Source organism: Duganella vulcania (assembly GCF_009857655.1).
Lineage (GTDB): Bacteria > Pseudomonadota > Gammaproteobacteria > Burkholderiales > Burkholderiaceae_D > Rugamonas > Rugamonas vulcania.
Genome location: NZ_WWCX01000001.1, coordinates 467,467 through 480,694, shown reverse-complemented (window position 1 = coordinate 480,694; position 13,228 = coordinate 467,467). Strand labels below are relative to the sequence as shown.

Genomic DNA, 13,228 nt, shown 5'->3' with positions numbered 1-13,228 from the left:
GGACAGCCGGCCGCTTCTGAAGTACGCCGGAAGCCCGAATCCGATGCCCACTACGCCAACCCCAGCCCAGCCTAACTGGGCAAGCCAATGGATTTTTAGGGTCGATCCCGCCAGGGCGATGGGTAACAGGATGATTGTCGGCCACAGCCATCGCGCCGTTGTTTTGGCTACGCGAGGGATCTTGTGTTCAAGGCTAGTACTGTTCATATCCGGTCGGCTGGTTGATGATGGTTTTTCAATCTGAAGCAAATGTTTTCAACGGTTGCCAAATCCTTGCGCAAGTTCTCGGCTCGGTCCACGACCTGCAGAACCTGCGCCAGGTCCAGGCGCAACTTGTAATCATCTGGATCTGCAGCGGTGGCAGCAGCGCATTGCGCGAGCGCCCCGGCGAGATGCGTCGTCAGCGTGTTGAGTGCGGCCGACACTTCCTTGGTTGTCGCTTCGCGGCGCGGCTCCGACGGGTCGAAACTGGACTCTGTGCCAAGGTCGGTATGCGAACCCGTGGTTTGCTCTAGCCCATTGACCTGTTGTTCCGTCGGCAGCTGGCTTTCTTGCGTCGGAGCGCTCTGTGTTGTGTTCTCCTTATGTAAATCCTGTGTCAGCTGTGCCAGTGAAACATTCAGTTCGCGAGCGATTCTCGTCAGGTATTGCTCGTCGCAAGGGATAGTCTCGTTTTCGATGCCGTTGATGGTTGCTGTGTCACAGCTGCACGCTCTTGCCAGCTTGGCCACCGGCATCATCGTGGCCATCCGTGCAGACCTGATTCGGGCACCTACCCCCATGGCTATCCTTTGAAATTCCCGCGAGCTGCCGTTGGCGCAGTTTCAGGTTGAACATTGAGACACCACGCTATGGTATAGGCGGCTGCTGTCGCGCAACCGATGTAAGGCGCCATAAACGACTGCCTTACGCAGAAAGAGTGCCGCGTGGATGAATTACGCTCGAGTTGTCGGCCTGTATGGTGTAGTTGTGGTATTCACCTGGGTCCTTTAGCGTTTCGTCTATTTGCTGACAATGATTCCCCAGTCCTTTATCAATTCGCTACTGGATCGTCTGGATATCGTCGAGGTGATCGGCTCCTCGATCCCGTTAAAAAAGGCTGGGTCGAATTTTGTCGCGCCGTGTCCATTTCATAGCGAGAAGTCAGCGTCCTTTACAGTGAGCCAATCCAAGCAGTTCTATCATTGCTTCGGCTGTGGCGCGCATGGTTCTGCGATTTCCTTCGTTCTGGAATACGAAGGTGTCGGGTTTGTGGAGGCCGTCGAGCGGCTCGCACAGTCCGTCGGTCTTGCATTGCCCTTGGAACAAAAGCTGTCGTCGAGAGACCAACAATCTGGCTATGATGCTTGCTCTTCAGCGATCGGTGCTGCAGTGTCCCTGTATCATCGCCAACTGCTCGCTTCGGAGGTCGCCTTGGCTTACCTCAATGGGCGTGGCATATCGCAAGCGACGATTGTCGAATTCCAGCTAGGCTATGCGAGTGAAGATTGGACACAGCTGAAGCAATCGTTTGGGGACTACGCGACTAACCGGGTACTCAGTGAGGCAGGTTTGGTCATTGACCAGCCCGCGCCGCGCGCCAGACGCTACGACCGGTTCCGCTCGCGTATCATTTTTCCGATTCGGAGTAGAAAGGGACAGCCCATCGGGTTGGGTGGCCGAGTTCTGGACGACGCGCTCCCCAAGTACCTGAACTCACCGGAGTCGGTATGCTTTCACAAGGGCGAAGAGTTCTATAGCCACGTGGGGTTCCAGAAAGCAGTACGCGTTGAGGGATGCGCGTTGGTGGTGGAAGGCTATCTGGATGTCATTCAACTTTACCAGCATGGCATTGCGCACGTAGCTGGCACCTTAGGCACGTCCACCACTGCCCAGCACCTCCGGTTGCTCTTTCGGTGTACCGATTCGGTTGTCTTTGTCTTCGACGGTGACAAGGCCGGCTTCGCTGCGGCGTGGCGAGCGATGGAACTCTCGCTTCCCTACGTCACTGACATGCAGACTGTGTCCTTTGTCGCGCTGCCCAGCGAACATGACCCAGACAGCTTTGTTCGGGACCATGGGGCCGCTCGCTTCCGCGCCTGTGTAAGCCAGGCTAAGCCACTTTCCCGTTTCCTACTGAGCACACTGGTTGACGCCCCGGCGACGGGGAGTTTTGAGGAAACGGCTGTGTTGCTCACGAGAGTGGCGCGGCATCTCGGCAAGATCGAGCGCGCGCCTATACTGCGTCAATTGATACTCGAACACTTGGGCATCCTCGTTGGATTGTCAGTGGAGACATTGCGTCCTTTGATGCTGCCCGGAGCCGCGGAGAGTGAGGTTGGCCAAGTAGCGAGCATCCTATCCAATCGTCCTCAAACGCCAGCCACCCGACTATTCCAACTCTTCGCGATGGAGCCTGGTCTTGCGCGACGCAAACCGGTTCGCGTGGCGCCATTCGAAGATGACGGTAGCGCGCAATTGGTGCAGCTTCTGCGCATCATTCTGACCAATCCGGACATTCGCACCCTGGCATCATTAACGATGCATCTTGAGGGTAGTCCATTGCGAGCGTTCGTCGTTGATGCGGTGTCGAGCGATCCGGTACTATTGCATCCCTCGTTCGACGTGGAAGTGGAAGTGGAGCACACGTTAGCCAGCTACAAGCGGTTTGTCGCCTTGAGAGAGTTGGAGGTGGCTGCCGGTCTTCGCGTTGCGTTCATGCCACCTGGCCATGCACCTGGTCGCGTTCAGGAATGCCAGGCCGAAGAAGGTTGACTGCCCGCGTCTAGCCAAGCGACCATGGCTTTTTCAAGTCCTGAGCTGGAATGAATGATTTCTGCCGCCAGATCTTTGGAAATCAGAGGACGGTCCAGTACGTGCTTGCCATCACGTGCAGCAACCGTCAGTTGGGTGGCGGTCCCTCGCATCAGTTCGCTTCGCGCGTAGTGGCGTGGCGCCAGCTCGCGTATCATCGCTTCGCCCTCGTCGTGTTCCATAACAAAAAAGCGCCGCTTTTGTCGATCGAGAATTAGAATATTCCGTGCATGGTAGTCCCTATTGCCAAACGCAAAGGATTCCAATGTTGGAGCGATTTTGGGATGTTCGCAAAAGACCGACCAGCTGTTTCGGCTGGCGATCTGATCGCTGTGACCGTCGACCATGACACAGTCGTCAAAGATGCAGTCCCAGTAGAAGCCCACCAAGGTTGCGTCGCCGGCGTACCACATGGCCCGCTCAAACATGGGGGGTACTGGAATGGCCAGTTCGATTCGGTCTTTCATGGGCTGTCTTGTTGGCGTCTTGTAAATTGTCACTGCGGTCCCTGGCGTCTTGCTCCCATCTGGCGTGCAAGGGGGCAAGCTCACGCTTCAAAAGAATATCCAGAAAATTGGAATGAACGCCGCGGTCGCTACGGCACCTGCGAGCCAAACGGCGCCTCGACGATACTGTTCCGGGTATGTCGTGCCCCAACGCTGCGCCGAGTTGATCAAGAACGCAACGTAGATACCCAGACCGGAGAGTATAAACAGAATTGCAAAAATAAGAAGGCCACGGCCGATTCCCGGTGCGCTTTTGCTCTTGTTCACACCGCGCTGGTCAGCCAGCGCTACTTGATGCTCAGTCTTGTCATCGCGCCGCTTGGCGCGTGTGGCGTGGTCGCCCTGGCGGCCGGTATTAAGCTTTAAGCTCGTCCACGATACGGCATCTTTGTAAAAGTGATCGCCAGGCTGTAGTGATTGTGCCCTTTCGTACTCCGACAGCGCTTGCTCAGCTTTCCCCTGGAAGACATAGCTGTTACCCAAATAGTAATGCGCAAGCGCATTATCAGGTGATAGCTTGACCACTTTCGAGAATGCCGCTTCCATACCTTCTGGATCCTGCAATCCGGCGTTGGCTTGACCAAGGAACATCCATGCATCAGCTGAACTGGGTTGGCTTACCGTCCAGGCTTGCGCGTGTTCCTTCAATGGAGCCCAGTCGTTACCATTGAGGAGCCGCTTGGCTTTGTTCCATCGATCACGTTCCTGCTTTGGCGAAGTTGCGTAAAATTCCTGGTCGACATTGGTTGCTGTCATCACGCGGGCGTTGTCGATGTTCCCTGGCTCGATATTGACCAAGTCTTCCATCAGTGAGCGAGGCGGCTGAAAGCCATAGCGCGATTGATCTTGCCCTATGGTTCGTATCCATTCGACCGGTATGCCGTACTGTATGTTGGCACCGCTCTTAGTAGTGGAGGTCAGGATACCTACCAGTTCCGATCGTTCGTTGAACAGGCCGGCGCCGCTTGATCCTTTGTAGGCCGGTGTCGTGACTTTGATGATGCGAGCGTCCTGGATCGGATACAGCCCTGCAACGATGCCAGTACCGATGATGTCGTCAAGCGATTTTGGCGCTCCCAAGCTCCAGATTGGCTGACCTTGTTTTAATGCAGCCGACGAACCGAGTCGCGCGGATGGCGCTTTGAGTCCTGGAACTCTGATCAGGCAGATGTCGCGCCGGAGATCCGATACTGCTGATTCTGCTCGATAGTAATTGCCGTTGTGATGCACCCACAGACCAGCGTTTTGTCCGATTGCATGACAAGCAGTGACAACTTGACCGGGGCTGACAACGACGCCACTACCGAACGCTCCAGTCGGCTTATTTCCAACTTGAGTGAAGACCGCGACGATTGTCTGGTTCACCTTGCCAAACACGTCTTGTGCGGTATCTGCGCTCGCAATGACCGGCAGGCCCAGGATGGTCGCCATGATGAGTCTAGTCGCGATTGGATACACTACCAACGCCCCTTTTTGATATGGAACTGTGATCGTTGATCGATCGCAGTGCCTATTCCCGATCTAACGGTACTTTCGTTGGACCAAAACGCATACTGGTTCTGCGCTCGCCGTACATGTCGCGCAACTCGGCGATCGACAAATTGGAGGCGTCATGCATACGCAGCAGGAGCGTGGCGCCGATCGCAAGTCGGCGGTTCCGCACCTTGCTGATGACGGGAGGTTGTACGTCGAGTCTTTTTGCCAGCGCAGCGTCATTCTTCAACTGCATGCGCTCAATGAGCCCGTCAACGAGTCTCGCCGGGTCGTACTCGACTTGCTTGGATACTGTGTTGTGTTCACTCATCATCATCTGAAGCTTGCGGTTTGAATCGAAAATTGGCGAGGTCGATGCGTCCGAAACTAGAGCTGCTTGCGGCATGATCTATCTAGCCCCCTGTCGCTTCCCTAGGGCGCTTGCTTGCAGCTGGATGCTGCGTAAGCCAGGTATAGCTTACTGCGTCGTGATCATCTACTGGAGCGTTGAACTCACCGCGTTACGCTTCTTGCGGGGTTTGATCCGGCGGCTGGTTGATGTCCACTATGTCCATTTCCGCATCCAATGCGCCGAGCTTTGCAAAGAACTTGTCTTTGTCGAACTCCATCCCCGGACTCAACTCCATGCTGGCAACCACTTCAAAGAAGGCCGGGTGCAGCGCGCCGACCGTTCCGTTGGATTCTGGCATCCATGGTTTGATTTCTTCCATCAGCAGAATTTTTTGCATCGCGATGAAGCGCATCAGGAACGCGAAGGCACCGGCTGGTTCGTTCAGCTCCACCCAAGCCACGCCGACGACGCGCTGCGCCATCTTATTTTTGAACACTGGATTCGCGTCCAGGAAATGCTTTGGGAAGAGGCTGGTTGCGATGGGCGCCTTCATCGCTTCTGCCGCAATGATGTTGTCGAGCATCTTGCGGAACTGGACGACAGGGAAAGTGCGGCATTCATGGGCCTTGGGTGCTGCAGGTACAACTTGGGGCTGCGGCTTCGGGCCAAATGGGAATTTCATAGCGGTCCTCGTGTTCTAATGTGGTCAGGTTGATCCCGTGTTTGTAGTCACATGTAATGGGGCGATTGTGGCATGAGGGCTTGACGCGCAATTCTTTCAAAGCATCACGTTTGGTCAGCTTAAAGTTCGATGCGCTGCAAATTGGCGGGAGGTCGGATTTTGTAGCGAGTGTGCTCGTCTTCTCAGCGCAATAGAGCCACGCTTTGCCCCAAGGTAGTGCCTTTGCGCGCGTCATACTGAATGGGTATTGGTGTAATGCCTGCTGCAAGTAACGCGTTTGCTGTTGCCGGGTTAATGTTGCTTTCAGAAGGTTTGACCGGCACCAAAAGTGTGCCCTTTTCCCGGACCGCTGGCGGTAACAAGATACCGGACAGCGGCGACCGATAACTGATGATGTCCGCTAGCGATGCAGGAATCTTCGTGACCTTGTATCCCGCCCGCATGAGTATGTCGGTGCACTTTTCAATGGCGATAACGTCGTCTTTGGGCAGTGCGGCATCGATCCCCTTGCCGTCAATAATAACGGCGCTTTTCTCGCCAACAATTTTGACCATGGCGTTCAGATTGCTAAAGTCCGGTCCCAAAGGTAGTTCCCAGACATTGACCGCGCCGAAAATTTGGCGGTAGCTCGTCAGGAAGCTGGTGCGATTGGTAACGGGCAATGAGAGCTGTTCGCGCTTAGCCGCTTCGTCTGCAATGGCCTTCTGGCTAACAAACAGGTCTTTCTGGTCGCCGATACCTAGCAGCAGGTCAGTGGAGGCTGCGGTGATCGGAACATGCATTGCCTTGGCGTTAATCCGCGCAGCTGCCTTGTCGATATAGGCTGTGTCCGGCCACGTCAGGTCAACCGCATGGCGAAGGAATAGAGTGTAGGCCAGCGTCCTGGTGGCGGTAATTGGCAGATCGTAGATGGCATCTGCCAGGTTGGCGGCCGCCTCGTACGGTGCTTCGCCATCACGCTGCATCTCGTCGGCTACGACAGCCAGTATCGTCCTCGGAAAGCGATGCACATGCGTCTTTTGGCTGTCAGCTGCCGCCACACTTTGGACCACGACAATGTCCATGCTGGTTGGCAGCGTACGTGCCAGACTACGAATATTGAACGTAGACGTGTCACTTCCGTCGTCGGCTATCAACGCAAACCGCTTGACCCCCGAATATGCGGTGGGGAACAATTCGCCAGTGGCAGTATTCTCGGTCTCAGCTGCCGCCTTTCTGAGGGCCACGATATTCAATTCCCGCAGACCGATACGAGCATTGATTTCATGGAATTTCGCCTCGGGCAGGTTTTGTTGGAGAGTTTGGAGCTCATCAGGTACCCGATATGGCCGCATTCCCGGTTCTGTCAACGTCCAGCTGGCGGTGCGGTAGGGCAGTTCAAGCATCTGCGCAAGTTTGCTCTCCTTGCGTATCTCGCGCATCGCTTCATACCAGACGACACCGGCCGTTAAGGTGATTGCGGCAAGGGCGATCCCGGTTACTTTTGCCACTTTGTGCACGGTCGACTCCTGAGTAAATGGGTGATTGCGGGAAGTTCCCCGAATGGCAGAATTTACTAGGAGGTGCGTCTAATTTGTGGGGTGTGAGGCATCCGTTTTGGACGCGTTACGCCTTTTCACAGAGTCTATACGGGAGATGCAGAAATCCCCCTTCTTGCGCACGCTCACGCTCAGTGCCAACCCTTCGCCTTAGTGTGAGCAGAACCTCGACGAGTGTCGTTAGTATTGGTTAGGTTCCCGAGGTCGCATCCGGCTCGGCTGCAGGTTCGGCACTAGTGCGGGACTGGCAAGGCGGCTTGCCAGCGTTCAGTTGTTCTTTCAACGCTTTGCCCGTCGTGAACTTCACGGTGTTGTGCGCTTCGATAACGATGTCTTCACCGGTTGCGGGATTCTTACCCACCTTGGCCTTCCTAGGTACTTTGACAAAGGTGCCGAAGCCCGATATCTGGACATGCTTTCCATTGGCGACGGCGTTCGCAATGGCATTAAAAAAGATGTCCACAATTTCGTTGCATCGACGCTTTGTGAGCTGGGGGTTTTGCTCACTAATGGCGTTGGCCAGGTCACGTTTATTCATGGCGCCAATTTGGTTTTGGGTGAGAGCTACAGGTTATGTTAGTCCTTCCCTCAGTGGAATATCGCTCCCGTCACTTTCGAAAGGATTTTGTTGGCCATTGACCAGTTGCCGGCCAGGGATGTGTTGACGGTCACGCAGCGGCAAGTTCATTTTTGGCTACCATGCTGCCCACAAACTTATTGAACGCTCCGCGCAGGCCTTTATCTTCGATGTACATCCAGTCGTCCGGGTGGGTTTCGATAAGCTGCCTGTACAGGGTGTTGTAGGATCCGATCGCGAGAAAGTCACCTTGCAATTCTTGCAGGTCAGCTTTTGTCAGGCCCTTGACGTAGTCCACGCCCTTCGCCTCGAGCCTGTCGCTCGCTTGTTTCACTTTCTTCTCTTCATTTGCATGGGATAGGCGACAGGCCTGCTTGTTCGCCAACTTCTGCTCTTTGTCGCGTAAGGCAGCCTTTTGGTCGGCAACGGATTGGATGGTATAGCCTCCTTTCAACGCGCTGACGATGTATCCAGGCAGATTGAACCGGTTGCCTTCGCCTTTGCTTACCGCGCGATTCCTGGCGCGCACCGAATAGGCGATGGCTTCCATGACTGTCACTTCCGGATGTTCGATGGCCATCTGTTCAGCCATAGTCTGGTGCACTCCGTGCGACATTAGATGCCGGACAATATCGGCGTTAAAGCACGTCGAACCGAACCCATCGAGATCTGCTTGGCGTGCCGCCCGTTCAAGTGGTTTCATTGCCACCTTGAACTTGAATGCAGTGATTTTGCGATTGACCCTTTGCGCTTCATAGGAGACTTCGATGTCTGACTCGTCTGTAACGACCTCAACTGCCGGCGTCAGGATTTTCTGTGTCAGTCGTCTGGTGTCTGCGTAATGTCGATTGTGGCAGGTGCCGAGGTGCGCGTGCAGTAGGTCAAGAGGAATCCAATTTGTCTCGCCCGCAGTTCGGAAGTAGTACAGGAGCTCATACAGAGCCAGTGCGGGCTCGCTCGATATTTTACGAATCGTTTCAATGTTGATCTCTGACCAGCGCCGCGAGTTGCTGGCATATTCGGCGACCGACGGGCCGAGCATGTATCGTATAACGGAGTTACCCCTCTCGTCGTGCAAGAAGTAGACGTCGCTCATGAACTGCGAAAAACCAACGGCCTTCCCGCGGACCTTCGGCTCGTTCAGCAGCATGATGCCTTGGTCTGACAGGTCGAAACGTTCGAAGAAGAACTGAACTTTGGCCAGTTTGCGCATGGATTCGAACAACGACTGCCGGTCACGTGAGTGTTCCCAGCCAACCTGTTCGCACAATGTGCGGGTTTTGATGAAATGGTAGACGTGCTGACTGTCGCGGTCGGTGTGATAGCTGTTGGCCAGCAGTATGGTCATCAGCTTGCGTTGCACCAGCGAGAGCTTGGTATCTGCCTGGAAGTGAATCAGCCGAAGGTCCTTCTGGTAGCGTTGCGGAAAGGCGCCCTCGGGGGGCCATCCTTGCGGTGGCAGTTTGGGTACGATGATCCGCGACGTGTTATCTTCCATGTCTGCTGCTTTCTTCGATTCGTTGTCAACTTCGCGCTTGCCGCGCGGTCAGTCATTTTTCGACGGCTCGTTTTTCTGGTCACGCCACGGACTGCAATTTACGATTTTTTTCGCCTGCCCGAAAATAGGGTCACTTGCAGTGAGGCAAGTTATCTGCCCGAATATTGGGTCATTAGGATGAATTGCAGGGATTTGTCATGGGTTTTGATCGAAAGCCGACCTAAAAGGCCCTGTTGTCACACTGCACCGGTTTAAGTTGTGCGGTTAGGTCATTTGACAGGGGTTGTGCTCCGTCTTGGTTTACGCCTGAGCTGGTTTTCGTACAGGTGCATTGAAGGGTGTTTCAAGGCTTCCCCGTCCATGGTCATGTGGACTGGGGAGTGAGTTGCGCGTTGAATGGCCGCCTCTAGTTGGTCAGGGGACGTCGCCCTGATTTTGGGTCATTACTTTAAGATCAATAACTTAGCCGTGCACCGGGCACGGCGCCAGGCCTGTTCAATGGGGCTCTCGACGTTCAACTTGGTGACTTCGATAGCGAAAATTGCACTGCGGGAATAGCGCTGCATTCGAGAATCCCGTTTACAGGGTCTTTTTCTCCACGGACCCAAAATGCAGGCCCCCGCTTTCAGGGTCATGACCCTGTTTTCGGGCCCCACGAATCGTGGGTCATTACAGCTAATCGAGTCCCTACATCGTTGATTTTATGCAGATAAATATTTTGCGATGTTTCCCTATATGTTGTTTATATTTTTAAAAACAACAACATTGGCTTCTCCGAAGTTAGCGAAAAACGGACTTCCGATATCAACTTGCATGAACCTTGAGAATCTAGAGGAAATGCTCTAATAGTGCGTGTAGCATGCCTACCACGATCTGGCTGTCCAGGCAGATGCAGCTTGATCACGGTGTCGAATCTGGTCAGCGGCCTCGTGTGTGCTCATCTACAGCCAAATCGCTGTCGTGATGAGCGGTCAACTAATACTGATGCGGGTAAAGTCGAAACATTACAGAATTCTGTTCGCCTAATGTCCCGCTACTTGCTCTTTGCTCGACGATTTGATGCCGGGTGTTCGGAGGGCGTTTGTTCTGCCTATGTCAAGCGCGCGTCCGTTGGACGTGCCTGTCGTTCGATCGTAATGGGCCAAATCGTAGCCAAGGCGTCAAGTTGTCCGCAATCCTCAGATCGCCATGCTAGTTGGTGGGACCTGCCTTAGTATCATGGTTGAGCGAGATTGCCTGTTTAGAGAAGGCCGCGCGATTTGGCGTTACCGGGCCGGAGGCATTTCTACGATAAGCAATTGTCCTGGCCCTGGCGTTATGCTAATCTCAGTCCCGGCACTGTCCCGCAAGCTAGGCGTCACAAGCATTCGAAATTCCTGATTCAATCAGCCTCCCAATTGCCGGCTTTCCCTAGCTTGGCCGACCTTTAGCTCTTCCTGCTCATACGTGTCATTGAGTCCGCTTTCGTTGCGTCCATACGCAACCAAAGCAGATTTTCTTGGACTGCTGTCGCAGTCTAATCGCGCGTAGCGTGCGTTGCCTTCGGGCAGAAATTGGAGCGCCTCTCTGGCGCTCATCTTCCATGACCGGATCCTCCCTGGTCATCTCATCAAGCTGTTCTTTCTGGCTGCTAGCTGCCTGATTATTGTCGTTGCACGAAGTCCGGTTCCTGATTTCATCAGGCCTGGCTTGGTGCGCCTTCAATTTCGATTCTTTCAAAGATATCGAGAATTTTTACAAGGGGAGTAACTATATGAAGAAATTTTTTGAGCTTGTGCTCAAAGGTTTTGATGGCAGCTCCGATGCCACCGACCATCTGATCCTTTGGGTGAAAACGTCGTTCGATATGGATGAACTCGTAGGCTGGCTAATCGAGGAAGGTCTGTATGGTGATTGCGAATCTGCAGTGATTCACGCTGTTCTGAATCTTCCTGACGTTGTAGACGAGCCTGGCTTGGATTTCGATTTGCCTTTGCAAGCAGCCGAATTCAAGCTGCGCGTATCAGCGTTGTGTGCTCAGCCGATCGAAATGGATCAGTAAGCTTGTTGATAGCGGCGTGTGTCATATGGTGTGCCGATTGATTTTGGTCCGCTTCATGCACACTATTTTAACCATTGCGGTTGCTTCTTCCCGCAATGGGAGGCCCGCGCTTTTATGGAGTACTTCAATGTCAGAGGTCACGTTGAGTTCTGGCCATTATCGATATCGCTTGTTTCGATTGGGTAGTCTTGCCGGAAGTCTGCACACGTGTGAGGTATGCGAGCGAGTCGTTCCCTTTCCGTTCTATCAGGAAGAGCAGCGATATTGCCGCTACGTGTCCACTACCGGAACGCAGTTGGGTGCCTGCTGGAGTAACTTTGGCTGTGCTTGCGTTGTTGGGCACTTCCATTGCTTGTTCCACCTGCGCCGAGGGCACTTCCTTGGCACATTCCGTGATGTCAACGGTGGTGCATTCCATCTGTACACGCCAGTCTTATCGATCGTGGGGTCTGGTTGATGTCCCGGCCTATTCAATTTATACCGTTTTTCTATTGAGCTGACGTTGATGTTTGCGTGGCTTTTTTCAATCGATTATTTTTTTTGCGAGGAGATGAAATGGAGACTTCGGAATTTGGCTTTACGGTGAGTGTCGACGGCTGCTTCCCATACAATCCGCTCGATCACAACCTTGAGTCGTTTGCTGCAGCTCATACGGCTGCAGGGAATTTCTTAGCGAGCAATCCGAATCACAAATGCGTCGAGCTGTTTCGACTAGACTACGTCAACGGGAGGCTCGTCGATGATGCGGTTTATGACTACGATGCTCTTGACCAGGTCGTGACATCTGCTTAGTCAGGTTGCACGCTCGCCAACCGTCCAAGCAGCATGTGTTTGATCGCTGCTGCCTGGTAGAACGGTGCACCAAAACGACGTGACCTGCAAATCAGCTGCGCAGCGAATGTTGTTTGGTCTGAAGCTAATACCGCACCCTCCTTCCCGAGGGTGCTTTTTTTTTGTCTGAGGCGCCCTCCCCTCGTCTTGTTTTCCTCGTTGCCCCATTGCGACGGGGCGCCGATCGAGCAAGCGCTTTCTGGACGGCGATGTAGGACAGTTTTGCGGTCTGAACGGTAGTGCCATACTGATGATATTGTTGGCCAGCTAGCCGTGTGCCAGGTCGCGCCGCGCAGGCAGCACGCGTTCAGTCTCAACCTGTTCGCGCGCGGAAACTGGTAAGCCTGTGAACGAATCGTCATCCTGGCGCGCCGTTTGAACGTGCCGCCTGTCTTGCAGCACTCTGGATTGCTGGCGCGTTGTGAACGTTCCATGGCGCGCTGTAGCTGCCGCGTCTGGCGCCAGCTGGGGCTGTTTGACCTTTGGATACAGCGGCTCGAGCGCGAAGGCCTGCTCCGGGATGGACACTACGGCGATCGTGGAGGGCTCGACGTCTAGGCCGACAATCCCTTCGCGCAACTCGCGTTTGACGGGCGTATGCCCCTCCTATACCAGCCGCACGAACCGCCGGCGCCGGTCCTTGACCAGCCGCAACAGGACGGGGCCTATTCGGAGCGATGGACCATCGATGCGGCGATCTATGGGTCCTGCGCCGCTGCAGGCAACTGGGAGGCGAGAGCCTGCTGGCCCCACATCATGTAGCCAATGGCGCCAGCCCGCGTGATGCCGGGGCCGGCAGTCTTGCCCTCGAGTGTATGAAGTGGACGGCCTTTGCTCGCGAAGCGGGAGCGGTCGCGCACGCCCTGGCAGTACTGGTTCACCGAATGAAAGCCGTGCTCTGCCACGCGCTGCGTCTCATTCGCGCCCACCCTGGCGC

Annotated in this window: 11 protein-coding genes; 3 read left to right on the top strand and 8 right to left on the bottom strand. The window is 54.6% G+C overall.

Annotated features, from left to right (window positions below):
* Window positions 1–203: 203 nt before the first annotated feature.
* On the bottom strand, window positions 204–749 hold the full coding sequence (locus GTP90_RS02720) for a helix-turn-helix domain-containing protein (protein WP_161082029.1): 546 nt from the start codon (window positions 747–749) through the stop codon (window positions 204–206).
* 265 nt (window positions 750–1,014) lie between these two features.
* Between GTP90_RS02720 and dnaG the strand changes: the two genes are divergently transcribed.
* Window positions 1,015–2,754 carry a DNA primase gene (dnaG, locus tag GTP90_RS02715; protein WP_161082028.1) on the top strand — a complete coding sequence of 580 codons (1,740 nt, stop codon included), beginning with the start codon at window positions 1,015–1,017 and terminating at the stop codon, window positions 2,752–2,754.
* Here dnaG and GTP90_RS02710 read toward each other — a convergent pair.
* The 7 genes from GTP90_RS02710 to GTP90_RS02680 all read right to left on the bottom strand — a co-directional run bounded on the left by GTP90_RS02710 (window position 2,727) and on the right by GTP90_RS02680 (window position 9,419).
* Complete coding sequence (locus GTP90_RS02710; RefSeq protein ID WP_161082027.1) at window positions 2,727–3,260, bottom strand: hypothetical protein; 534 nt, start codon at window positions 3,258–3,260, stop codon at window positions 2,727–2,729. The genes dnaG and GTP90_RS02710 overlap by 28 nt on opposite strands.
* Window positions 3,261–3,347: 87 nt before the next feature.
* A complete protein-coding gene (locus GTP90_RS02705; protein WP_161082026.1) occupies window positions 3,348–4,730 on the bottom strand; it encodes a S1 family peptidase in 1,383 nt (460 codons plus the stop codon).
* A gap of 79 nt (window positions 4,731–4,809) precedes the next feature.
* Window positions 4,810–5,178 carry a hypothetical protein gene (locus GTP90_RS02700; RefSeq protein ID WP_308937292.1) on the bottom strand — a complete coding sequence of 123 codons (369 nt, stop codon included), beginning with the start codon at window positions 5,176–5,178 and terminating at the stop codon, window positions 4,810–4,812.
* A gap of 115 nt (window positions 5,179–5,293) precedes the next feature.
* Entirely contained in the window at window positions 5,294–5,806 is a 513-nt protein-coding gene (locus GTP90_RS02695; RefSeq protein WP_161082025.1) for a hypothetical protein, read from the bottom strand.
* Window positions 5,807–5,988: 182 nt separating this feature from the next.
* Window positions 5,989–7,305, bottom strand: a complete 1,317-nt coding sequence (locus tag GTP90_RS02690; protein ID WP_161082024.1) for a hypothetical protein — start codon at window positions 7,303–7,305, stop codon at window positions 5,989–5,991.
* Between the two features lie 229 nt (window positions 7,306–7,534).
* Window positions 7,535–7,882, bottom strand: a complete 348-nt coding sequence (locus GTP90_RS02685) for an HU family DNA-binding protein (protein WP_161082023.1) — start codon at window positions 7,880–7,882, stop codon at window positions 7,535–7,537.
* A 130-nt stretch (window positions 7,883–8,012) separates the two neighbouring features.
* On the bottom strand, window positions 8,013–9,419 hold the full coding sequence (locus GTP90_RS02680) for a replication initiation protein (protein ID WP_161082022.1): 1,407 nt from the start codon (window positions 9,417–9,419) through the stop codon (window positions 8,013–8,015).
* A gap of 1,753 nt (window positions 9,420–11,172) precedes the next feature.
* On the opposite strand from GTP90_RS02680, the gene GTP90_RS02675 reads away from it, so the two are divergent.
* Both GTP90_RS02675 and GTP90_RS02670 read left to right on the top strand, forming a co-directional pair.
* Complete coding sequence (locus GTP90_RS02675; protein WP_161082021.1) at window positions 11,173–11,460, top strand: hypothetical protein; 288 nt, start codon at window positions 11,173–11,175, stop codon at window positions 11,458–11,460.
* 555 nt (window positions 11,461–12,015) lie between these two features.
* A complete protein-coding gene (locus GTP90_RS02670) occupies window positions 12,016–12,252 on the top strand; it encodes a hypothetical protein (RefSeq protein ID WP_161082020.1) in 237 nt (78 codons plus the stop codon).
* The last annotated feature ends 976 nt before the right edge of the window (window positions 12,253–13,228 follow it).